18 protein-coding genes are annotated in these 22203 nt (G+C 67.8%); 7 read left to right on the forward strand and 11 right to left on the reverse strand.

Annotated features, from left to right (window positions below; all coding sequences use genetic code 11):
• The first annotated feature begins 51 nt into the window (after window positions 1–51).
• The 3 genes from metG to nth all read left to right on the forward strand — a co-directional run bounded on the left by metG (window position 52) and on the right by nth (window position 3938).
• The gene (metG, locus tag J0A90_RS17975; protein WP_207034601.1) at window positions 52–2127 is read left to right on the forward strand and encodes a methionine--tRNA ligase; all 2076 of its coding nucleotides are present in this window, start codon (window positions 52–54) and stop codon (window positions 2125–2127) included.
• A gap of 150 nt (window positions 2128–2277) precedes the next feature.
• The gene (locus tag J0A90_RS17980; RefSeq protein WP_207034603.1) at window positions 2278–3252 is read left to right on the forward strand and encodes an RnfABCDGE type electron transport complex subunit B; all 975 of its coding nucleotides are present in this window, start codon (window positions 2278–2280) and stop codon (window positions 3250–3252) included.
• A gap of 47 nt (window positions 3253–3299) precedes the next feature.
• A complete protein-coding gene (gene nth, locus J0A90_RS17985; protein ID WP_207034605.1) occupies window positions 3300–3938 on the forward strand; it encodes an endonuclease III in 639 nt (212 codons plus the stop codon).
• A gap of 33 nt (window positions 3939–3971) precedes the next feature.
• Here nth and J0A90_RS17990 read toward each other — a convergent pair whose 3' ends face one another.
• The 5 genes from J0A90_RS17990 to J0A90_RS18010 form a co-directional block, all read right to left on the reverse strand.
• Window positions 3972–4631: a DUF1161 domain-containing protein gene (locus J0A90_RS17990; RefSeq protein WP_207034607.1), complete on the reverse strand. Its 660-nt coding sequence runs from the start codon at window positions 4629–4631 to the stop codon at window positions 3972–3974.
• A 103-nt stretch (window positions 4632–4734) separates the two neighbouring features.
• Entirely contained in the window at window positions 4735–5397 is a 663-nt protein-coding gene (locus tag J0A90_RS17995; protein ID WP_207034608.1) for a glutathione S-transferase family protein, read from the reverse strand.
• A 93-nt stretch (window positions 5398–5490) separates the two neighbouring features.
• Window positions 5491–6543 carry a DUF3524 domain-containing protein gene (locus J0A90_RS18000; RefSeq protein WP_207034610.1) on the reverse strand — a complete coding sequence of 351 codons (1053 nt, stop codon included), beginning with the start codon at window positions 6541–6543 and terminating at the stop codon, window positions 5491–5493.
• Between the two features lie 251 nt (window positions 6544–6794).
• Window positions 6795–7100 (reverse strand): HlyU family transcriptional regulator, encoded by a 306-nt coding sequence (locus tag J0A90_RS18005; protein ID WP_207034612.1) that lies wholly within the window; start codon window positions 7098–7100, stop codon window positions 6795–6797.
• A 51-nt stretch (window positions 7101–7151) separates the two neighbouring features.
• Window positions 7152–8372: an argininosuccinate synthase gene (locus J0A90_RS18010; protein WP_207034614.1), complete on the reverse strand. Its 1221-nt coding sequence runs from the start codon at window positions 8370–8372 to the stop codon at window positions 7152–7154.
• 317 nt (window positions 8373–8689) lie between these two features.
• Here J0A90_RS18010 and rnt point away from each other — a divergent pair, with 317 nt between their 5' ends.
• The gene (rnt, locus tag J0A90_RS18015) at window positions 8690–9355 is read left to right on the forward strand and encodes a ribonuclease T (RefSeq protein ID WP_207034616.1); all 666 of its coding nucleotides are present in this window, start codon (window positions 8690–8692) and stop codon (window positions 9353–9355) included.
• 141 nt (window positions 9356–9496) lie between these two features.
• Here rnt and grxD read toward each other — a convergent pair whose 3' ends face one another.
• Window positions 9497–9841 carry a Grx4 family monothiol glutaredoxin gene (grxD, locus tag J0A90_RS18020; RefSeq protein ID WP_035471998.1) on the reverse strand — a complete coding sequence of 115 codons (345 nt, stop codon included), beginning with the start codon at window positions 9839–9841 and terminating at the stop codon, window positions 9497–9499.
• Window positions 9842–10275: 434 nt separating this feature from the next.
• Here grxD and argF point away from each other — a divergent pair, with 434 nt between their 5' ends.
• Entirely contained in the window at window positions 10276–11193 is a 918-nt protein-coding gene (gene argF, locus J0A90_RS18025; RefSeq protein ID WP_207034618.1) for an ornithine carbamoyltransferase, read from the forward strand.
• A gap of 121 nt (window positions 11194–11314) precedes the next feature.
• On the opposite strand, the gene J0A90_RS18030 is transcribed toward argF, so the two are convergent.
• The 3 genes from J0A90_RS18030 to J0A90_RS18040 form a co-directional block, all read right to left on the reverse strand.
• On the reverse strand, window positions 11315–11986 hold the full coding sequence (locus J0A90_RS18030) for a VTT domain-containing protein (protein WP_207034620.1): 672 nt from the start codon (window positions 11984–11986) through the stop codon (window positions 11315–11317).
• A gap of 173 nt (window positions 11987–12159) precedes the next feature.
• Window positions 12160–13656: an anthranilate synthase component I gene (gene trpE / locus J0A90_RS18035; RefSeq protein ID WP_207034703.1), complete on the reverse strand. Its 1497-nt coding sequence runs from the start codon at window positions 13654–13656 to the stop codon at window positions 12160–12162.
• Window positions 13657–13876: 220 nt separating this feature from the next.
• A complete protein-coding gene (locus J0A90_RS18040) occupies window positions 13877–14542 on the reverse strand; it encodes a phosphoglycolate phosphatase (protein WP_207034622.1) in 666 nt (221 codons plus the stop codon).
• A gap of 286 nt (window positions 14543–14828) precedes the next feature.
• Between J0A90_RS18040 and J0A90_RS18045 the strand changes: the two genes are divergently transcribed.
• A complete protein-coding gene (locus J0A90_RS18045) occupies window positions 14829–16127 on the forward strand; it encodes an NAD(P)/FAD-dependent oxidoreductase (RefSeq protein WP_207034624.1) in 1299 nt (432 codons plus the stop codon).
• 28 nt (window positions 16128–16155) lie between these two features.
• Here the strand turns inward: J0A90_RS18045 and J0A90_RS18050 are convergent, their stop codons facing one another.
• The gene (locus tag J0A90_RS18050; protein WP_207034626.1) at window positions 16156–18513 is read right to left on the reverse strand and encodes an ATP-dependent DNA helicase; all 2358 of its coding nucleotides are present in this window, start codon (window positions 18511–18513) and stop codon (window positions 16156–16158) included.
• The gene (locus J0A90_RS18055; protein ID WP_207034628.1) at window positions 18510–20270 is read right to left on the reverse strand and encodes a VRR-NUC domain-containing protein; all 1761 of its coding nucleotides are present in this window, start codon (window positions 20268–20270) and stop codon (window positions 18510–18512) included. Before J0A90_RS18055 ends, J0A90_RS18050 begins: the two co-directional genes overlap by 4 nt.
• Before the next feature lie 243 nt (window positions 20271–20513).
• Here J0A90_RS18055 and J0A90_RS18060 point away from each other — a divergent pair, with 243 nt between their 5' ends.
• Window positions 20514–22157, forward strand: coding sequence for a dihydroxyacetone kinase subunit DhaK (locus J0A90_RS18060; protein WP_207034630.1), 1644 nt, complete (start codon window positions 20514–20516; stop codon window positions 22155–22157).
• The last annotated feature ends 46 nt before the right edge of the window (window positions 22158–22203 follow it).

Genomic DNA, 22203 nt, shown 5'->3' on the forward strand with positions numbered 1-22203 from the left:
CGTCGTCAGCCGGCCCCGCGGGGATTTCGTCACGGGAATCGTCTAGTCACCATGTCGAACAACGCTTCGCTCTCGCGCCAGATTCTGGTCACCAGTGCCCTGCCCTACGCCAACGGCTCGATCCACCTGGGCCACCTGCTCGAGTACATCCAGACCGATATCTGGGTGCGCTTCCAGAAGAGCCGCGGCCACGAATGCCACTATGTCTGCGCCGACGACGCCCACGGCACTGCGATCATGCTGCGCGCCGAGCAGGAGGGCCTCACCCCGGAGCAGCTGATCCAGAAGGTGAGCGACGAGCACCAGGCGGACTTCGCCCGCTTCGGGGTCGCCTTCGACAACTACCACTCGACCCACTCGGAAGAGAACCGCGCCCACAGCGAGCGTATCTACCGCGCCCTGCGCGACGCCGGCCACATCAGCACCCGCGACATCGAGCAGATGTACGACCCGGTCAAGGGCATGTTCCTGGCCGACCGCTTCATCAAGGGCACCTGCCCCAAGTGCGGCACCGCGGACCAGTACGGTGACAACTGCGAAGCCTGCGGCGCCACCTACACGCCGGCGGAGCTGATCAACCCGGTGTCGGCGATCAGCGGCGCCACCCCGGAAGTGCGCACCTCGACCCACTACTTCTTCAAGCTGCCGGATTTCGAAGACTTCCTGAAGCGCTGGACACGCTCCGGCCGGGTCCAGCCGCAGATCGCCAACAAGCTGCAGGAGTGGTTCGACGCCGGGCTCAACGAGTGGGACATCTCCCGCGATGCGCCCTACTTCGGCTTCGAGATCCCCGATGCCCCGGGCAAGTACTTCTACGTCTGGCTCGATGCGCCGATCGGCTATCTGGCCAGCTTCCAGAACCTGTGCGAGCGTGAAGGCCTCGATTTCGACAGCTACTGGAAGGCCGACTCCGAGGCCGAGGTCTACCACTTCATCGGCAAGGACATCGTCTACTTCCACGCCCTGTTCTGGCCGGCGATGCTCGAAGGTGCCGGCATGCGCACGCCGAGCGGTATCAACTGCCACGGTTTCGTGACCGTCAACGGCGCCAAGATGTCCAAGTCCCGGGGCACCTTCATCAAGGCGCAGACCTACGCCGAGCACCTCAATCCGGAGTACCTGCGCTACTACTTCGCGGCCAAGCTGAGCTCCCGCGTCGACGATCTCGATCTCAACCTCGAGGACTTCGCCGCCCGCGTCAACGCCGACCTGGTGGGCAAAGTGGTCAACATCGCCAGCCGCTGCGCCGGCTTCATCAACAAGCTCGCCGGCGGCCAGCTCTCCGCCCACTGCGCCGAACCGGAACTCGTGGCCCGCTTCATCGCCGCGGGTGACGAGATCGCCGCCGACTTCGAGGCCCGCGAGTTCGGCCGCGCCATGCGTCGGATCATGGAGCTCGCCGACGAAGCCAACACCTACATCGCCGACAAGGCGCCCTGGGTGCTGGCCAAGGAGGGAGGACGCGAGCAGGAGGTGATCGACATCTGCTCGGTGGGCATCAATCTGTTCCGCACGCTGATGGTCTACCTGCAGCCGGTGGTACCGGCGATGGCCGAGCAGGCGCGTCACTTCCTGCAGCTCGACTCGCTCGACTGGGCCAGCCGCCAGCAGGTGCTCGAGGATCACTCCATCGGCAAGTTCAAGCCGCTGATGACCCGGGTCGAAAGCGACAAGATCGCGGCGATGATCGAAGCTTCCAAAGAGGTGCTCGCCGAGGAGAAGAAGCTCACCGACGGCGGCGATGCGCGTCCGGCAGGACCTTCGCCGCTCGCGGAGACACCGATCGCCGACGAGATCGCCTTCGATGACTTCATCAAGGTCGATCTGCGGGTCGCCGAAATCCAGCGCGCCGAATATGTCGAGGGCTCCAACAAGCTGCTCAAGCTGACCCTCGACCTGGGCGGCGAGACGCGCACGGTCTTCTCGGGCATTCGCAAGGTCTACGCCCCCGAGGCGCTCGAAGGCCGGTTGACGGTGATGGTCGCCAACCTGGCGCCGCGCAAGATGCGCTTCGGCGTTTCCGAAGGGATGGTACTGGCGGCGGGCGATGCCCCTGACCAGAAAGACGCCGGCATCTATCTGCTGTCACCGGATAGCGGCGCCAAACCGGGGCAGCGTGTGACCTGAGCCTCGCCCTGCCAGCGCACCGCTCCCCCTCGCGCGGCCTCATGGCCGCGCTTTCGTTGCGGGCCGGCGCCCGGTGCGCCTCGAAGCGCTAGCGGCAAGGGGCTATAATGGAGCGCTTTCCCCACGCCATTACGACCCCGGAGCCTGCGCTTGCCCCTTGCCGAGATCAGCGTCGAACGTATCGACGCCGAACTGCCCCAGACCCAGTGCGGCAAGTGTGGCCACCCGGGCTGCCGCCCCTATGCCGAGGCGATCGTCGCCGGGGAAGCCGTCAACCGCTGCCCGCCCGGCGGCGAGGCGACCCGCGATCGTCTGGCAGCGCTCACCGGGCGGCCCGCGCTGGCGCTGATCGAACCCGCCCAGACACCTCTGCTGGCGGTGATCCGCGAGGCCGAGTGTATCGGCTGCACCAAGTGCATCCAGGCCTGCCCGGTGGATGCGATCCTCGGTGCGGCCAAGCAGATGCACAGCGTGATCGAATCCGAGTGCACCGGCTGCGAGCTGTGCGTGGCGCCCTGCCCGGTGGACTGCATCGATCTCGTCACGCATCCGCAGTGGCAAAGTGCCGCCGATACGACCGAACGTCAGCGCTATCTAGACCGGCGCGCCGCCAACGGGCGCCGGCGCTTCGAGGCGCGCAATCGCCGCCTGGCGCACAAGGCCGAGGAGAAGCGGCGCAAGCGTGAACGTCGCCTGGCGGCCAGCCACGTCCCAGCCGAGACGACGGCTCCCAGCGCCAGTGTGGACACCACCGCGCTCAAGGCCCAGCGCGCTACCCTCAGCGCCAAGGCCAGACGTCTCACGCGCCAGCGCGATCAGGCCAGTGGCGAGGCGCGCGCCGCCCTCGAACAGCGCCTGGCAACGCTGGAGACCCAGCAGGCAGTGATAGAGCGTCAGCTGGAAGGCGCCCCGCCGGCATCCACCGCACCGGTTGTGCCGCACATCGCGGTAGCCGCCGCCGAGCAGGCGCTGCGCAAGGCGCAACAGACCGCGGCCCGGCTCGAGCGCGAGGGCAAGCACGCCGAGGCCTCGCGGGCCCGTGAGCACGTCATCGAAGCCGAAAACCATCTGCGCCGGGCACGCGAGGCGGCGTCGACGCCAGGCGAAGCGGGCACTTCACCCTGACCGAGCGATACGAGTCCAGTCCGAGACAGCCACAGCGAGATAGCCGCATGAACGCGAGCAAGCGTGAACAGATCTTCGCCCGTCTGAAGGCGCACAACCCCAACCCGACCACCGAGTTGAACTGGAGCACGCCGTTCGAGCTACTGGCAGCGGTCCTGCTCTCGGCCCAGGCCACCGATGTCGGCGTCAACAAGGCCACTGCCCGGCTGTTCCCGGTGGCCAACACCCCGCAGGCGATCATCGATCTCGGACTCGACGGGCTGAAGGCGCATATCAAGACCATCGGCCTCTACAACACCAAGGCCGAGAACCTGATGAAGACCTGCCATATCCTGGTCGAGCACTACGCGGGAGACATCCCGCGCACCCGCGCCGAACTGGAAGCGCTGCCCGGCGTGGGGCGCAAGACCGCCAACGTGATTCTGAACACCGCCTTCGGCGAACTGACGATGGCGGTCGACACGCATATCTTTCGCGTCGCCAACCGCACCCGCATCGCCAAGGGCAAGAACGTACTGGAGGTCGAGCAGAAGCTGCTGCGCCATGTTCCCAAGGGGTATCTCAAGGATGCGCACCATTGGCTGATCCTGCACGGCCGCTACACCTGTCTGGCGCGCAAGCCCCGCTGTGGCAGCTGCGTGATCGAGGATCTGTGCGAGTATCCCGACAAGGTCGAGATCGCCTGAGCGCGGTGATGCCGGCGCATCACCGCGCCGGATTCAAGGTGAGGTGGCCGGCTTCAGCGTATCGCGCACGCGCCCGTCTTCCCCCTGGCGGCCCAGGTCGTCGGTCGGCCGATTTTCCGCCGCTGCCGCGCTATCCGACGTAGCGCCTTCTGACTGAGCACTGTCCGACGTCGCGCTATTCGACGCATTGCCCATCTCGTCTGTCGGCGCCTCGGGCTGGGAGTCGGCGCTAGGGGACGATTCGGCGGTAGAGGTCGCGCCGGCCGTGTCGCCCGTGGTCGCGGCAGAAGGCTCGGCCTGGGATGGCTCGGCGCCGGCCGCGCCAGAGCCCGCGGCATCCGGGGCTTCCGGCGTCGAGGCGGCAGCAGGCGCGCTGCTCTCGGTCGCACCGTGGCGGCTGTAGACGATCTTGCGCGTCCCGCCATCGCAGCTGCCGACCACCTCGGCGCCGGCATGCGGCTCGCCAGCTCGCACCACGCCGTCCTCGATCTGGGCGTTGTCGACGATCTCCAGCAGGAAATGGCGCGCCCCGTTGGCACGTATCGTCTGCTCGATCTGGGTCTGCAGCTTGCTGCAGGCCAGGCGAGTCTCAGGCTGCTGATCGAACGGCGAATCGCCCTGCTGCGCCTGGGCCCAGGCCGTGGCCGAGATCAGGCAAAGCCCGCCGGTGATACCGATGAGTGTTCCTTTCAAGACACGCATAGTGACTCCTTTCCCCTACCTCTCCCTGGTGCCGGCGACGGCCGCCACCTGCTCGAATCGTCCAACTTTCATCTCTGACCACCGCACACCGATACTACAGCGCGAACTCACCGCCGCGCGCCACCGCGCGCTGATAGGCCGGGCGTTCCCGCATGCGTGCCAGCGCCCTAGCGACCGCCGGATAGCCGTCGAGGTCACCGCTGCGGTTGGCCGCCAGCAGCACGAAGCTCATCTGGATATCCGCCGCGGTGAACTCACTACCGGTGAACCACTCGTACTGGCTCAGCTCGCTCTCCCAGTAGGCGTAATGGCGCGCCAGCTGGGGGTCGAGGAACTGCTTGCGCACCCCCTGCCCCAGCGCCTTGCCGATGGGTCGGATCAGCGCCGGTACCGGCTTGTGACCGAGCCGGCTCATCAGAAGACGCATCAGCAACAGCGGCATCGCCGACCCTTCGGCGTAGTGCAGCCAGTGCAGATAGCGCACCCATTCGGGGGAGCCCACCTCCGGCACCAACCAGCCACCGTCATGACGGGCAATCAGATACTCGATGATCGCCCCTGACTCGGCCACGGTGTGCTCACCATCGGTAATCACCGGCGACTTGCCCAGCGGGTGGACCCGCTTCAGCGCCTCGGGCGCCAGCATGGTCTTGGGGTCACGGCGGTAGATCTCGATCTCGTAATCGAGCCCCAGCTCCTCGAGCAGCCAGACGATCCGCTGGGAGCGGGAATTTTCCAGATGATGGACGACGATCATGAACGGAGCATCCTTGGATAGAGATCGAACTTGGCTTAACGATAGGGGGTTATCGGTGTCGCCGCCAGCCCCGAGCGCCGTCGTTCGAGCGCGCTAATCAAGGCCCAGCACGGCGGCGTAGGCGTCGCGCCAGCGTGGCCACTGCCAGGCGTGGGCGTCGGGTAGCGCCGGGCGCTGCTCGGGATGACGCAGCCACTGCCCCAGGCGCGCGGCCAGCGCCTCGGCGCCACCGCGATAACGGTAGACGTCGTCGTAGTAGTCAGGGAAGCAGAGCCGGTCGGGCACCAGCGGCACACAGCCCCGGGTCACCGCCTCCATGATCGCCAACCCCTGGAACTCGTGATCGGTGGTGGAGACCACGATGGCGCCCGAGTCGAGCATCTGATGATAGACCTCACCGGGCTGCTCGCCCCAGCAAACCACGCGCTCGCCCAGCCAGGCGCGGGCCTGATCGAAGATCGCCGGGCGGGCGCGGAACTGCTGGCCCATGACGGCGACCTCGAACGCCACCTCCTCTTCGATCAGCTGCGCCAGGGCGGCGAAGAACGCCTCCGGATTCTTGTCATACTCCCAGCGGTGGTTCCATACGATCCGGTGGCCGCCGTTGGCCTGACGCGGCGGCGACTCGGGCAGCGGCACCAGCAGTACCCGGGCGCGCTCGGCCAGGCGCTCGAGCCAGACCTGAGGACGCGGCCGGCCCGGCATGCGGCCGAGAAAGTCACGCACGCCGTCGCAGAAGCTGTCGCGGTTGTAGCGGCTGTTGAACACCACGCTATCCGCCGCCATAGCGGCGTAGAGATTGACCATCATCGGTTCGGGGCGCGGGGTCTGCTGAGCAGAGGCGGGGAAGGCGAACTGGTTCTCGTGGAAGTAGACCACCTTGTGCGCCCGACCCAGCGCCGGGCAGAGCCCGACCAGGGTGGCCAGATCCACCATCGAGGTTGCCACCACCAGGTCGTAGTTCTGCGCCAGCGCCGCCTCCTGGCTGACCTGCCAGATCAGTGGGTTGGCGCGGATCGACCAGGCGAAGTGGCGCGGCGGCAGTTCCAGGCGCGTCCAGGCGATCTCGGGGAAGGCAGCCACCAGGCCTTCGGCCCAGACCCGATGGCTCACCGCGGCGTAGGCGGACAGCAGTAGCGCTTTCATGGGGCTATCTCACACGGGCTATGTCGCATGCTCACATGGGCTATGTCGCATGGGCTATCTCGAGTAGCGCTATTTCGAGTAGAGCTGTCTCGAGTAGAGCTGTCTCGAGCAAGGGCTTTTTCCAGTCAGCAGCATCTGCGGACGCGGGAGAAACGCGCAGCACAAACGAGGGCGGTACAAAAAACAGAAGGGCACAAAAGACGACGGCGCCCAGGGGCGCCGTCATCGTCTGACCAGGGGAATGGCCGGGCTCAGTGCGCCTGCTCGAACATCGCCTCACCGATATCATCGATATAGCGCTGGCTCTTGCTCACCGTCAGCGCCACGCAGGCATCCTCGCCGGGCACCACGTCGGAGCGCTCGAAGCGCCGCTCGCGCATCTGGCCATCGTCGCCGGGCTTGCGAATCCAGCCGCTGACCCGGTACTGACCGTTGGCCGCCTGCGGTGCCGGCACGATCAGAAACCCCTTGTACTCGATCGCCTCGCGCTCCTTCTGCGGCTTGGCCGCATCCGCTTGCCCGCCACCCAGCAGGCCGGAGAACAGTTTCTTGAGCATGGTTCACTCCCCTCGTGCGATGACCGGCGCGGCACCGCGCCGGTTTCGGCCTCAGCTGGCGGAACGGCCCTTGCCGGCGGCGATGCGCAGGCGCAGGGCGTTGAGCTTGATGAAGCCCTCGGCATCCTTCTGGTCGTAGGCACCGGCGTCGTCCTCGAAGGTCGCGATCGACTCGTCGAACAGCGACTGCTCGGACTTGCGCCCCACCACCGTGGCGCTGCCCTTGTAGAGCTTGACCCGCACCGTGCCGTTGACGAATTCCTGGGTCTCGTCGATCGCCGCCTGCAGCATGCGACGCTCCGGGCTCCACCAGTAGCCGTTGTAGATGGTCTTGGCATACTTCGGCATCAGCTCGTCTTTCAGATGGGCCGCTTCGCGGTCCAGGGTGATCGACTCGATGGCGCGGTGGGCACGCAGCAGAATGGTGCCTCCCGGGGTCTCGTAGCAGCCACGCGATTTCATGCCGACATAGCGATTCTCGACGATATCGAGGCGCCCGACGCCGTTGTCGCCACCCAGCTTGTTGAGCTTGGCCAGGACTTCGTGCGGCTTCAGACGCTCGCCGTCGATCGCCACCACGTCACCCTTCTCGAAGGTGAGTTCGAGATAGGTCGGGGTGTCCGGCGCCGCCTCGGGCGAGACGCTCCAGCGCCACATGTCCTCTTCGGCCTCGGCCCACGGATCCTCGAGAATGCCGCCCTCGTAGGAGATGTGCAGCAGGTTGGCATCCATCGAGTAGGGTGACTTCTTCTTGCTCTTGGAGAAGTCCACCGGAATCTGGTGCTCTTCGCAGTAGTTCATCAGCTTCTCGCGCGAAGTCAGATCCCACTCGCGCCACGGCGCGATCACCTTGACCCCCGGCTTGAGCGCGTAGGCGCCCAGCTCGAAGCGCACCTGGTCGTTGCCCTTGCCGGTGGCACCGTGGGAGATGGCGTCGGCGCCGGTCTCGTTGGCGATCTCGATCAGGCGCTTGGCGATCAGCGGGCGCGCGATGGAGGTGCCCAGCAGGTACTCGCCTTCGTAGATGGTGTTGGCGCGGAACATCGGGTAGACATAGTCGCGCACGAACTCCTCGCGCAGGTCCTCGATGTAGATCTCCTTGACCCCGAGCGCCTGTGCCTTGGCGCGCGCGGGCTCGACCTCTTCGCCCTGGCCGATATCGGCGGTGAAGGTGACCACTTCACAGGCATAGGTCTCCTGCAGCCACTTCACGATCACGGAAGTATCAAGGCCGCCAGAATAGGCGAGGACGACCTTCTTGATATCGGACATGCGGCAACTCCTTGGGTGTGACGTCTCGAGGCACGAAGGCCAAGAGCGCTCGAACGGCTGGCGTCGAGCGTGGCTGATGGTGGCACAGCCGCCGGCGGCGGGCGGCACGGGCGGCTGTGCGCGCGAATCGATCCCGGATTATAACGCCCTCGCCCCCGCACGAATACCGAGCGGCAGGACGCCGAGGCCCGAAACTGCTAGACTTTTCGCCATTCAACACAGGCGCCACGACGGCCGTCTCGCTAGGACGTGCCACGCGGCGCTGCTTCGATTCGGGCGGTGCCATCGCCGCCACCCCAGGCAACGGGAGTACTTGCATGTCGGACGCCAGCACGAGAGAGCTGATGGCGCAGCGTTTTCGTGGATATCTCCCGGTGGTGGTCGATATCGAGACCGGCGGCTTCAACGCCGCCACCGATGCCCTGCTCGAGGTCGCGGCAGTGCCGCTGACGATGGACGAACAGGGCAACCTGCTGCCACTGGAGACGCTCTCCTTCCATGTGGTGCCGTTCGCGGGGGCCAATGTCGAACAGTCGGCGCTGGACTTCACCGGCATCGATCTCGATAGCCCCTTCCGCCAGCAGATCGCGGTGAGCGAGAAAGAGGCGCTGGACGGTCTGTTCAAGCCGATCCGCAAGACGATCAAGTCCCACGGCTGCACGCGGGCGATTCTGGTCGGGCACAACGCCGCCTTCGATCACGGCTTCTTGAACGCCGCGATCCAGCGCTGCGGCATCAAGCGCAACCCGTTTCACCCCTTCTCGAGCTTCGATACCGCCACCCTGTCGGCGCTGGCCTACGGCCAGACCGTACTTGCCCGCGCCTGTCAGGCCGCCGGTATCGATTTCGACAACGCCGAGGCGCACTCGGCCAGCTACGACACCGAACGCACCGCCGCGCTGTTCTGCGCCATCGTCAACCGCTTCAAGGATCTCGGCGGCTGGCACCTGGCGATGCGCGAGCAGGGCTTCGAGGATATTTGAGCCCTGCATCGAGTGCACCCGTCTGCACAAGACCCGCTGAAAACGCCTCTCTAAAAACGCCAACGCCGCCCCGAATTCGGGGCGGCGTTGGCGTTTGTACCTGGCCTCGCGGCCGGTGGCCGCGATAAAGGAAACGTCTGCTCAGCTGTCGCTGGAAGCTTCCGCCGACTTCGCCGCCGCTTCCTTGACCATCGGCTCGAGCTCACCGCTCTGGTACATCTCGACGATGATGTCGCAGCCGCCGACCAGCTCGCCGTTGATCCACAGCTGCGGAAAGGTCGGCCAGCTGGCGTATTTGGGCAGCTCGGCGCGGATGTCCGGGTTGTCCAGGATGTTGACGAAGGCGAAACGCTCGCCGCAGGCCATCAGCGCCTGCACCGCCTGGGCGGAGAAGCCGCACTGCGGCAGCTGCGGAGTGCCTTTCATGTAGAGCAGGATCGCGTTGTCGCCGATCTGCTGCTTGATGGTATCGAGGGTATCGCTCATGGGACGTCCTTTGACGGGACGAGCGCGATCACGGCGCCCGTCGCGTGGCTGCATGAAGTTTGACCGTGACGCTCATTCTACTGATGACGTGGCACGAAAACACCCCTGCCCCGGCGATCGCCAACCTACTCTGGCCAGCCGTCGCCACTGCGGGCCATTGCACGGCTGCGGGGGGCTGGTTAGGATGAACGACTCTCGCACGAACCGGCATGCAGCCAAGCCGGTGACGGCGCCGTTCAGCGAACCGTTCCGACGGCTTTTCGCTCGCGGCGCTTTTTTTCTTTGCAGGCCCTCCCCACGCGGCCTAGACCGCGTGATGTCGAGGCTGCCCTGCAGCGAACCGGCCGCCGCCACTCGGCGGCCGATATTTGAGTTTGCCGCGCGGCGCGAGGGGCGCTGCCGCAGAATTAGGCCAAAACGACCGGGAACTGCCCATGAGCGCACGCCACTTTCTGACCCTGCTGGATCTCTCCCGCGACGAGCTCGCCTATCTGATTCAGCGCGCGATCAAGATCAAGCACGAACTGAAGACCCAGGGGCCGACCTACACCCCTTTCAGCAATCGTACCCTGGCGATGATCTTCGAGAAGTCCTCGACCCGTACCCGGGTCTCGTTCGAGACTGCGATGGCTCAGTTCGGCGGGCATGCGCTGTTCCTGTCCCCGCGCGATACCCAGCTCGGCCGCGGCGAGCCGATCGGCGACACCGCCCGGGTGCTCTCGGAGATGGTCGATGCGGTGATGATCCGTACCTTCTCCCACGACGGTCTCGAGACGTTCGCCGCCAGCAGCACGGTGCCGGTGATCAACGCCCTCACCGATGACTACCACCCGTGCCAGCTGCTCGCCGACGTCATGACCTGGACCGAGTGCCGCGGCGCGGTCACGGGCAAGACCGCCGTCTGGATCGGCGATGGCAACAACATGTGCCACTCCTGGATCAACGCCGCCCGGCAGTTCGACTTCCAGCTGCGCATCTGCTGTCCGCAGGGCTACGAGCCGCGCCAGGACATTCTCGACGCCGCCGGTGACCACGCGCTGATCGTACGCGACCCCGCGACGGCCGTGCGCGGTGCCGATCTGGTGACCACCGACGTATGGGCCTCGATGGGTCAGGAGGAGGAGCAGGCCAAGCGTGAACGCGACTTCGCCGGCTTCCAGGTCACCGAAGCGCTGCTCGACCAGGCCGCCGCCGACGCCATCTTCCTGCACTGCCTGCCGGCGCATCGCGGCGAAGAGATCAGCACTACCCTGCTCGACGACCCGCGCGCGGTGGTGTGGCAGGAGGCCGGCAATCGCCTCCACGCGCAGAAGGCGCTGATCGAGTTCCTGCTGCTGGGCCAGGTCGACTGAATCAGGCCGACCGAGCCAACGCAATGCGCTCCCCCATCGCCGCCGGCCCTGACGCGGGCGGCGATGCCGGCGGCGCGGCGAGCCTGCCAGGCGTCGTCTCGCTGCCTCATCTATTCGCTATCTATCCGCCCTTCACTCGCCCTGCGTCGTCCTTGATTGCCCGCTGTGCCAGGCGACGCCGGCGCGCCTGACGCCAGGCCAACAGCGACACCGCAATCAGCGCCAATGCCACCAGCGCGCCCAGCGCCTGCCCCAGATCCCCGCTCAGGGCGGACTCTCCCAGGACCACGAAGGCCACCCCATAAGGGCCCGTGGTCAGCAGTGCCACCGTGAGATAGATCGAGCGCGGCACGCCGGCCACCCCGAGGGCGTAGTGCTTGATGAACATCGGCACACCCGGCACCAGCTTGATCAGGAAGGTCACTCGCCAGGCGCTGCGGCGATCCACGTCGAGCGCCGCCAGCGCCGGAAAACGACGCTGGAGCAGCTGACGCAGACGCGGGCGCAAGCGACTATGGGCGATGGCATAGCAGAGCAGCAGATTGCACAGCGTCGCCAGTGTGGCCACGGCGAGACCGCCGGCCACGCCGAAGCGCAGCCCGGCGATGATGAAGAAGGGAGTCATGGGGATGCCCAGCGCCGGCAGCACGATCATGGCGAGGGTGAACGGCAGCAGCTGGAGCTCTTCGAGCCAACTGCGGGGCACGCCGCCGTATGCCGCGAACAGCACACACAGCGTGACGCCGAGCCCCGCTACCAGGGCCAACCGCCACCAGCGCCAGGCGCGTGTCATGATGTGACGCCGTGGTGGCAGGGGCCACTGCCGCGCGGCGGCGACAGCGGATCGGGCATCATTGGGGGAAGCGGAATCGGCACGGGTCATGCCTCTCGATGGAAAGCGACAAGCATGACACCAGGATGACAGCCGACGGAGTCAGTCGCCGACGGGGTCAGTCGCCGATGGGGTCAGTCGAGGTTGTCGAGCCCCTTTTCCGCCATCGCCACCGCGCGGAACAGCGCGCGGCGTTTGTTGAGCGTTTCCTGCCACTCGTCGTCGGGGTCGGAGTCGGCGACGATGCCCCCGCCCGCCTGCACGTGCAGCTCGCCATCCTTGAGCACGGCGGTGCGGATGGCGATCGCCATGTCCATGTTGCCGTGCCAGGAGAGATAGCCCACCGCGCCGGAGTAGATACCGCGCTTGACCGGTTCGAGCTCGTCGATCACCTCCAGCGCGCGAATCTTGGGGGCCCCGGAGAGCGTCCCCGCAGGGAAGGTGGCGCGCAGCACATCCATCGCCGACATGCCGCCGCGCAGCTTGCCGGTGACGTTGGAGACGATGTGCATGACGTGGGAATAGCGCTCGATCGCCATGCGATCGGTCACCTCCACCGTCCCGGTCTGGCTGATGCGACCGATGTCGTTGCGCCCCAGGTCGATCAGCATCAGATGCTCGGCGATCTCCTTGGGATCGGCCAGCAGTTCCTCCTCCAGCGCCTTGTCCTCGGCCGGCGTGGCGCCGCGTGGGCGGGTGCCGGCGATCGGCCGCACCGTGACTTCGTCGCCCTCCAGCCGGGTCAGGATCTCCGGCGAGGCACCGATCACGTGGTGGTCGTCCAGGTTGAGGAAGAACATGTAGGGCGACGGGTTGAGGCTGCGCAGGGCGCGGTAGAGATCCAGCGGCGGCGCCTGATACGGGATCGACATGCGCTGGGAGGGGACGCACTGCATCAGATCGCCGGCCAGCACGTACTCCTTGATGCGTGCCACCGCCTCCTTGTAGCCCTGCTCGCTGAAGCTGGCGTGGAAGTCCTGTTCGGCCACGTCGTTGCGCCCGGTGCCCGGGCTCAGGGTGTTGAAGGTTGCGCTGCGCAGCTTGAGTTCGAGCGCCTCGAGCCGCTCCCAGGCCGAGGCCAGCGCATCCGTCTCCTGCGGGTCGGCGTGGGTCCACAGCTGCAGCCGGCCAGAGAGATTGTCGAACACCACCAGGTCGTCGCACACCATCAGCAGAATGTCCGGCACCCCGATCGGGTCGGGCTTCTCGGCGGCGCGCTCGCTGCGCAGCCGCGGCTCGATGTAGCGGATGGTGTCGTAACCGAAGTAGCCCACCAGGCCGCCGTCGAAGCGCGGCTGATCATCCAGGTGCGGCACCTTGAAACGCGCCTGGAACTGCTCGATCCAGGCCAGCGGGTCGGCCACCTCGGCGACCCCGTGCTGCTCGCCGTCGATCAAATGGCGCACGGTGAAACCACGCACCTCGATGCGCTCGCGGCTGGGCAGGCCGATGATCGAGTAGCGCCCCCACTTCTCGCCGCCCTGTACTGATTCGAGCAGGAAGGTCCAGGGGGCATCGGCCAGCTTGAGATAGGTCGACAACGGCGTATCCAGATCGGCGAGCACGTCGCGGGTCACAGGAATACGGTTGTAGCCGGCTTGCGCCAGCTCGGCAAAACGCTCAGGGGTCATCGTCATGAGACCGGGCTCCAACAGTGAAAATCAGCGACAGGCAGATAAGGCAATCGGGCTGACGGTCACCATCGCCAACGCTTGACGTGGCGCATCAGGGCGCTGGAACACACGGGGCGTCGGCTATCCGGTTGCATGTGGGGCTCGGTCCAGAGAAAAGGGGCGTGAAATGACGGCTCGCAGCCGGCGCCAGCCAGGGCGCGGCGCCGGTCCAAAAACCCTAAACGAGTTCCTGAAGCGATTCAACCAGACCGTCGGGGGCGCTCGTCGCCACCGGCTCGCCGTGGTTGTAGCCGTAGGGTACCGCCAGGGTACGAAAGCCGGCGCGCTTGCCCGCTTCGATGTCGTGACGCGAGTCGCCGACCATCAGGCAGTGCTGCGGGGCGATGTCGAAGTGCGCGGCCAGATGCAACAGCGGCGCCGGGTGCGGCTTCTTCTCGGACAGCGAGTCGCCGCCCAGGGTGAGCTGGAAATAGTCGCGCAGCGCCAGCGCCTCGAGGATCGGGTCGATGAAGGCCGCCGGCTTGTTGGTGATCAGCGCCAGCACCAGGCCGCGGGCGGAGAGCCCTGCCAGCGCCTCGCGCACGCCGGGGAAGACCCGGGTGCGCGCGCAGGGCGCGGCGCGATAGTGCGCGAGGAAGCACGTGTGGGCGCGCGCAAGCGTCTGCGCGTCAGGTTCACCGCCGCGGGCGTCGGCCAGCGCCCGCGCCACCAGCAAGTGCGAACCGTTGCCGACCCAGTCGCGCACCTTTGCCTCGCCCGCGGGTGGGCACGCCATGTCTTCCAGCATCGCGTCCACCGCCGCGGCGAGATCGGGCACGGAGTCGATCAGGGTACCGTCGAGATCGAAGGCGATGAGGCGGATATCGTCGAGCAAGGGCAGCATCGTGCGCAGTCTCCAGTGGCAATGCCGGAGCACCTTTCGCGGGTGCCAAGCGGCAGCGATGGGCGTATCCTACCGGCTATACTTTCGTCGAGTCGACCGGCCTTTTCGTGACTGTGATCCCTGCTGCAACCCTTCGCGTCATCTCATCCATCACGGATCGCGTCATCCTGCTTCACCCCGCGCTCGCACACCGTCTCGGCCCCGGCCGCCCGGCAGCGAGGTCGCTCGACGCCAGCGCAGAGCTTTTTCCCTTCGTTTTCATCGTATCCGCAAGGAGTCTTCTGTCATGACCACACCGCGTATCGTGGTGGTCGGTGGCGGTGCCGGCGGCCTGGAGCTCGCGACCCGTCTGGGCCGCAAGCTGGGCAAACGCCAGCGCGCCGACATCGTGCTCGTCGACCGCAACCCCACCCATATCTGGAAACCGCTGCTGCACGAGGTCGCCACCGGCACCCTCGACTCGGGTCTCGACGAGGTCTCCTATCAGGGCCACTCGAAGCACAACGGCTACCGCTTTCAGCGCGGCACCCTGAGCGGCATCGACCGCGACGCCCGCACCATCACCCTCGAACCGATTCATGATGCCGACGACGTCGTGGTGCTGCCGGCACGCAAGCTCACCTACGACTACCTGGTGCTGGCGGTGGGCAGCGTCTCCAACGACTTCGGCACCCCCGGCGTGGCCGAGCATTGCCACTTCATCGACAGCCCGCAGCAGGCGGAGAACTTCCGCCGCCACATGCTCAACACCTTCCTGCGCTACAGCGATCCGGAGCGACGCACCCATCCCAAGCTGACCGTCGGTCTGGTCGGCGCCGGGGCCACCGGGGTCGAACTCGCGGCGGAGCTGTTCGGCGCCTCGAAGATGCTTCACAGCTACGGCTTCACCGCCCTCGACAGCGGCAAGCTCGAGGTGCACCTGATCGAGGCCGCACCGCGGGTGCTGCCGGCGCTGCCCGAGCGCATCAGCCGCGCGGTGCACGGCGAACTCGAGCGCCTGGGGGTGAAGATCCACGTCGACACCCGGGTCACCGAGGCCAACGAGCACGGCTTCATCACCGCCGATGGCGAACCGCTGGCGACCGACCTGAGCGTGTGGGCCGCGGGTATCCGCGCCCCGGCCTTCCTCTCCGAGCTGGGCCTCGCCACCGAGCGCAATCACCAGCTCAAGGTGCACCAGACGCTGCAGAGTCTCGACGACGAGCGCATCTTCGCCTTCGGCGACTGCGCCGCCTGCCCCCAGGCCGACGACAAGCGGGTGCCGCCGAGGGCCCAGGCGGCTCATCAGCAGGCGACCCACTGCTATCACAACCTGCGCGCGGCGATGGCCGGCAAGCCGCTCAAACCGTTCGTCTACCACGATCGCGGCTCGCTGATCTCGCTGGCCCACTTCGAAGCGGTCGGCAGTCTGATGCGCGGCACCTCGGCGCGCAGCCTGTTCATCGAGGGCCGGCTGGCGAAGCTGTTCTACGCCTCGCTCTACCGCATGCACCAGATGGCGATCCACGGCCTGTTCAAGACCGGCATGACGGTGGTGGTGGATGGGCTCAACCGCTACCTGCGGCCCAAGATGAAGCTGCACTGAGAGGGTGGCGGCCGTGCCCCGCGCGCGCTCAGTCGAGCCGGGGCTCGGGCCACCAGGCCGGCAGCAGTGCACGCGCCCGCGGCTGGGCGAAACGGTCGTCGAGCAGCTCGATGACGCCCCGGTCGCTGGCGGTGCGGATCACCCGCCCGGCGGCCTGCACCACCTTCTGCATGCCGGGATAGAAGTAGGCGTAGTCGTAGCCGTTGCCGAGCAGCGCCTGCAGCCGTTCGCGCATCTGCTCGTTGACCGGATTGACCTGGGGCAACCCCAGCGTCGCGACGAAGGCCCCGATCAGCCGTTCGCCGGGCAGATCTATGCCTTCGCCGAAGATTCCGCCCAGCACGGCGAACCCCACCCCTGCCCCGCCGCTTTCGAAACGCGCCAGAAAGCTGGCCCGGGCGGCATCGTCCATGCGCGCCGCCTGGCGCCACTGCACCACCTCCGGGTGACGCTCGGCCAGGCGCTCGGCGACCTGCTCCAGATAGGCGAAGCTCGAGAAGAAGGCGAGATAGTTGCCGCGCCGCTGATGGAAACGCGCGGCGATACGCGCCACCAGCGGATCGAGCGACGCCTCACGATGGGCGTAGCGGGTCGATAGCCGGATGGCGATGCTGACCTCGAGCTGGCCGGCAGCGAACGGCGAACCCAGCGCCAGCCAGGGTGCGCTGTCGGGCACCCCGAGCAGATCGCGAAAATAGCCCTGGGGCGAGAGCGTAGCGGAGAACAGCGTGCCGCCATGGGCGGCGGCGAAGCGCGCGGCCAGAAACGGCGCCGGCACCACGTTGCGCAGGGTCAGCGTCGCCCCGGCGCGGCGCTGGCGTCCGCGCGCCGGCTGCCGGGTCAGGTCGCACAGCGAGTGGCTAGCGAACGTCTCGGCCACCCGGCACAGATGCTGGGCCTCGAAGGAGAAGCGCTGCAGCTCGCCGTCCAGCGCGATCGGCTGCTCGCTCTGATACTCGACGATCCGCGACACCGCCTGCTGCAGCGCCGCGATCAGCTTGCCCGGCAGCTGCTCGAGCACGCGATAATCGCGCTCGCCGTGGGCATCGTCCAACTGCTCCGCCAGATCCTGCCAGGCCGAGGCGACCCGCGCCAGCGGGCGCTTCAGCGGCGCCGGCAGCTGCGGCACCAGGCGCCGGAAGGCGGCGTGATCGAGCGTCGCGGTATACATGCCGCGACCGCGCTCGACCAGGTTGTGCGCTTCGTCCACCAGAATGCCCACCTGCCACTGCTGCTGCAGGGTCAGCGCGTAGAGCTGGGCGTGCAGATCGAAGTAGTAATTGACGTCGGCGACCACCACATCGGCCCAGCGCGACATCTCCTGGCCCAGGTAGTAGGGGCAGACCTGATGCTCGAGGGCCACCGTGCGCAGACCGGCGCGGTCGAGCCAGCCGCGCTCGGCGGCCGCCGAGCGTGCCGCCGGCAGGCGATCGTAGAAGCCCGCGGCGAGCGGACACGCCTCACCGTGGCACGCCTTGTCGAGATGCTCGCAGGCTTTTTCCCGCGCGGTCAGCGTGAGCACCCGCAGAGGCAGCACCGGTGTCGCCTCACCCGAGACCGGTTCGGCGGGGACCTGAGCCAACGCATGGGTGTCAGCGGCGAATGCGGCAAGCGGGCGCGCGCCGAGCTGCTCGAGGGCTTCCAGCGCCAGCTGCTGGCCGGTATTGCGCGCGGTGAGAAAGAACACCCGGTCGAGGGGCTCGCCGGGCATCGCCTTGAGCATCGGGAACAGCGTCCCCAGCGTCTTGCCGATGCCGGTGGGCGCCTGCAGCAGCAGCCAGCGCCGGGTATGAGTGGCCTTGTAGACCGCCTCCGCCAGCTCGCGCTGGCCGGCGCGGAAGTCGGCGAACGGGAAGTTCAGCGCCACCAGCGCCGCGTCTCGCCGCCGCCGATGCGCCAGCTCCTGCTGGGCCCAGGCCAGAAAGCGCTGACAGTGGGTCTCGAACACCTCGCGCAGCTCGCACGCGCTGCATTGCTGGCTGAGCGGCGTCTCGCGCTGGCTGGCGATATCGAAATAGACCAGGGTCACGGTGAGCTGCTCGAGCCCCCGTGCCAGACACAGCAGATGGCCGTAGACCTGCGCCTGGGCCCAGTGCAGGGCGCGCTGGTTGGCCGGCTGGCGCGCCAGATCGCCGCGGTGGGTCTTGATCTCTTCGAGCCGGTTGGCGTCGGGGTCATAGCCGTCGGCGCGCCCGCGCACCTCCAGATGCGCATAGTGCCCGGCGAGCGCTACTTCGCGCTCGTAGCGCTCGCCGCGGCGTTCGCTCACCACCCGGTGGCCGGCGATGCCCTCCTGGGCCGAGGGCGATGGCGTGAAGCGCAGATCGAGATCGCCCGCCTTGGCCGAGAACTCGCACAGTGCGCGCACCGCGATCCGGTAGCTCACGCCGGGTTCCCGCCCGCCGCGCTATTCGGCGGCGCTCCGGCATCCTCTATCACCGCTCTCTGCGGTTGCCCCTCGTCGCCCTGCGCGTCCTGGCGCTCCCGCTCATCTCCGCCCTCGCCCCAACTGACGTAGCAGACGCTGACCGGCATGGCATGCTCGGCGCAGAAGGCGAGCCAGCGCTTCTGGTTGTCCTGCAGGCGATCCCCGGGTCCCTTCACCTCGATCATGCGGTAGCGCGCCTCGTCCGGCCAGAACTGGATCAGATCCGGCATACCGGCACGATTGGCACGAATGTCGCCGAGCAGACGCTCGAACCACAGCCGCAGGTGACGCGCGGGGATGCACGTCAGCGCCAGCGTCAGGGTGCGCTCGTCGAGCGCGCCCCAGGCGACGAACGGCGACTGAATGCCGTACTTGTCGCGAAAACGCTGGCGCACGATGTCGCCATAGTCGCCACGCTCCAGCGCCGCCAGGCAGGCCGTGAACAGCGCCTGGCGCCGGACGTGGAAATCCTTGTCGAAGAGATCCGCCGGCCCGCTGTGGAACGGGTGGAAGAAGGCCCCCGGCAGCGGCGCGAAGATCGCCTCCCAGCAGAGCAGCCCGAAGAGCGCGTTGATCAGAGTGTTCTCGACATAGATCACCGGCGCCTGGTCACGACTCAGGTGTGCCGCCACCGCGCCCTCGACCCAGCCGCTGCGCGGCAGCGTCAGCGTGATGCGCTCGGGCTCGGCCGGCGCCACGGCGTCGCCCCGCGGCAGCCCCAGCTTGCGCCGCAGACGCGGCACGATGCGCCCTAGCGCCTGGGACTCGGCGGCACTCACCGGGGCGTTCCCGGCGCACCGGGCCAGCGCCCAGGCCTCGTCGAAGCGTGCCAGGCGTTCGAGCACCCGAATGCGGCGCAGGCGCGCTTCCGGCGCGGCGCTGTCATGGTAGAGCGCCAGCGCCTGGCGCAGCTCGCCCTGGCGCTCGCTGCGATAGGCGAGCTTGTAGAGCAGCCGGCCACGGCGCCGCTCCAGCCAGGGGTTGTCGAAGGGCTCACGCGGGATCTCGGCGAGCAGGTCAGCCAGCGGCTCGTCGGCGTCGAAGCGCTCGCGGCAGCGATGCAGATGATGATAGGCCTCCAGCTCGTCGCGCCGAGAGAAGGCCCGCGACGCTGCCGCCAGGGGGACGGACTCGAAGCGGTAGACCCCCAGATCGGCGAGCACGAACTCCGACCACTGCTGGCGCAGGTTACCGAAGAACATCAGCCGGAAACGCTCGCCGAGGGCGTCGACGGTCAGGCGATAGTGCGTGTCGTCGAGGCTCGGCAACCACGCCGGCAGCGCTCGCGGCGGCGGCGACTCGGCCGCCAGCGCCGTGCACCAGACGGCCTTGCCCGCGCTGCGCGAAAGCCCCAGCTCGGCCAGCCACGGCGCCAGGTCGGTGGCAAGCTCGCTCTTGGTCGTCAAGGCAAAGAGTGCCGCCAGCTCCAGCTCGGCATCGGTCTCGATCCAGCCGGCGGCGATCAGCGGTGCCGCCGCCGCCCGGGTATCGCCGATCTCGGCGTAGCGCAGCCGGCTGGCACGAAAGTCGACGCCCTTGCGCATCACCATACGCACCAGCAGCGCCCGCGATGCGCGCGGCAGCGCTTCGAAGGCGGCGATGAAGTCGCGCTCCTCGGCCGACAGCAGATCAGCGTAACGCGACCCGAGCCAGTCGAGCACGGTGTGGAAATTGGCCAGGTAGTAGAACGGGTCGTCGAGCGTGGGCAACGCCATAGAGAAGTATCGCGTAATGAGGGTGACCAGTGGCGAGTGAAGAATAGCGAGCGAACTGGCTAAGCATACAGGTTTCGGCCTCGCCATCGAAGTCACCCCGGCGCATGCCTATTGGACGGCGGATGCTCGAAGCGCATGGCCTTCTGGGCTAACCTCGGGGTCTGAGCGGGCTATCCCGCCACCACGCCATCGCGATTTCCATCTCGGCCATCGCCCCCGGGCCAGCCACCGCCGGAGTGCCTCATGCAGCATTTCTACAACGCCGCCGACACCCTGATCGATGACGTCCTCGCCGGCGTCAGTGCACTGACGGACGTGCGCATCGCCGAACCCAGCCAGCATCTGCGTATTCTGGTCCGCGCCGACTGGGATCGCGAGCACCACGGGCGTGACCAGGTCGCCCTGCTCTCCGGCGGTGGCGGCGGCCACGAGCCGGCCCACGCCGGCTTCATCGGCGAGGGCATGCTGACCGGCGCAGTGGTCGGCGGGCTGTTCGCCTCGCCCAGCGTGGATGCGGTGCTCGCCGCGATTCGCGAGGTGTGCGGCGCCGCCGGCTGTCTGCTGATCGTCAAGAACTACACCGGCGACCGGCTCAATTTCGGCCTCGCCGCCGAGCAGGCGCGCCAGGAGGGCCTGGCGGTGTCGATGGTGATCGTAGGCGACGATATCGCCCTGCCCGACTCCCCCCAGCCGCGCGGCATCGCCGGCACGCTGATCGTGCACAAGCTGGCCGGCTGGCTGGCGGCGCAGCAGATACCGCTGGAGAGCTTGAGCGAGTGCGTCGAGGCCGCCCTGCCGCGGATCGCCTCGCTGGGGCTGGCGCTCTCCCACGCCGCCCGCCCGGGCGAGGCGAAAGCCCCCTGCGCCCCCGAGCTGGGCCTGGGCATCCACAACGAGAGCGGCGTGCGCCGGGTCGATCCGGAGAGCGCCAGCGAGGCGGTGGAGACCCTGTTGGCACCGCTCACCGAGACCCTCGCCGCGCGCGGCTACGCAGCGCCCTACGTGGCCCTGCTCAACAATCTGGGCGGCGCCGCCGAACAGGAGATGCAGGTGCTCGCCGCCAGCCTGCTGGTCAACCGCCGCGGACTCGCGCTCTCCGGGGTGATCGGGCCGGCGGCACTGATGACCTCGCTCGACATGCAGGGCTTCTCGATCACCCTGGTGGCGGCCGAAGACGATCTCTTCAGCGCTCTCGCCGCGCCGACCGGCGCGCCCGCCTGGCCGGGGCTGCGCACGCCGCGCGCGCCGGCCCGCTTCACGCCCCAGGTCAGCGAGACGCCGGTGCCCGAGCATGTCGAGCGCGACGCCACGGTGGAGACCCTGGTGCGCGCGGCGATCGCGGTACTGACGGAGTCGCGCCAGGCCCTCGACGACCTGGATGCCCGCAGCGGCGACGGCGATGCCGGTACCAGCCTGGCCAGCGGAGCCGAGGCCGTCGCCCGGCGTCTCGATGCCGGTCAGTTGGAGAGCGCTCGACCCGCGGCGCTGTTCGCTGGCATCGGTGCCTGCCTCGCCCGTGACATGGGCGGCTCCAGCGGCGTGCTGCTGTCGATCCTGTTCACCGCGGCGGGGGCCGAGCTGGCCGAGGGCGACAATCTCGCCGCCGCGCTGGCAGTGGGCATCGAGCGCATGCAGCGCTACGGCGGCGCGGCACAGGGCGACCGCACCCTGCTCGATGCGCTGATACCGGCGGTGGAGGCACTGCGAGAAGGCGGCGATCTGGCCAGGGCGGCCGAACGTGCACGGGAAGGTGCCGAGGCCACGGCGACGATGGCGCAAGCCCGCGCCGGGCGCTCCGCCTATCTGCCGGAGAGCGCCCTGCAGGGGGTGACCGACCCCGGCGCCGAGGCGGTGGCGCGGGTGCTGCAGGCGCTGGCCGAGGCCTGAGCGCGCGGGCTTTTGATCTGGCGCCCGATGCCGTGGCTATTTATGG

The organism is Salinicola sp. DM10 (genome assembly GCF_017306975.2).
GTDB lineage: Bacteria > Pseudomonadota > Gammaproteobacteria > Pseudomonadales > Halomonadaceae > Salinicola.

Coding starts and splice junctions, on each gene's coding strand:
- rnt (WP_207034616.1), top strand. CDS start 8,690: ATGTCGGACGCCAGCACGAGAGAGCTGATGGCGCAGCGTTTTCGTGGA.
- J0A90_RS18045 (WP_207034624.1), top strand. CDS start 14,829: ATGACCACACCGCGTATCGTGGTGGTCGGTGGCGGTGCCGGCGGCCTG.
- metG (WP_207034601.1), top strand. CDS start 52: ATGTCGAACAACGCTTCGCTCTCGCGCCAGATTCTGGTCACCAGTGCC.
- J0A90_RS18040 (WP_207034622.1), bottom strand. CDS start 14,542: ATGCTGCCCTTGCTCGACGATATCCGCCTCATCGCCTTCGATCTCGAC.
- J0A90_RS18060 (WP_207034630.1), top strand. CDS start 20,514: ATGCAGCATTTCTACAACGCCGCCGACACCCTGATCGATGACGTCCTC.
- nth (WP_207034605.1), top strand. CDS start 3,300: ATGAACGCGAGCAAGCGTGAACAGATCTTCGCCCGTCTGAAGGCGCAC.
- J0A90_RS17995 (WP_207034608.1), bottom strand. CDS start 5,397: ATGATCGTCGTCCATCATCTGGAAAATTCCCGCTCCCAGCGGATCGTC.
- argF (WP_207034618.1), top strand. CDS start 10,276: ATGAGCGCACGCCACTTTCTGACCCTGCTGGATCTCTCCCGCGACGAG.
- J0A90_RS18010 (WP_207034614.1), bottom strand. CDS start 8,372: ATGTCCGATATCAAGAAGGTCGTCCTCGCCTATTCTGGCGGCCTTGAT.
- J0A90_RS18005 (WP_207034612.1), bottom strand. CDS start 7,100: ATGCTCAAGAAACTGTTCTCCGGCCTGCTGGGTGGCGGGCAAGCGGAT.
- J0A90_RS18000 (WP_207034610.1), bottom strand. CDS start 6,543: ATGAAAGCGCTACTGCTGTCCGCCTACGCCGCGGTGAGCCATCGGGTC.
- J0A90_RS18055 (WP_207034628.1), bottom strand. CDS start 20,270: ATGGCGTTGCCCACGCTCGACGACCCGTTCTACTACCTGGCCAATTTC.
- grxD (WP_035471998.1), bottom strand. CDS start 9,841: ATGAGCGATACCCTCGATACCATCAAGCAGCAGATCGGCGACAACGCG.
- J0A90_RS18030 (WP_207034620.1), bottom strand. CDS start 11,986: ATGACACGCGCCTGGCGCTGGTGGCGGTTGGCCCTGGTAGCGGGGCTC.
- trpE (WP_207034703.1), bottom strand. CDS start 13,656: ATGACCCCTGAGCGTTTTGCCGAGCTGGCGCAAGCCGGCTACAACCGT.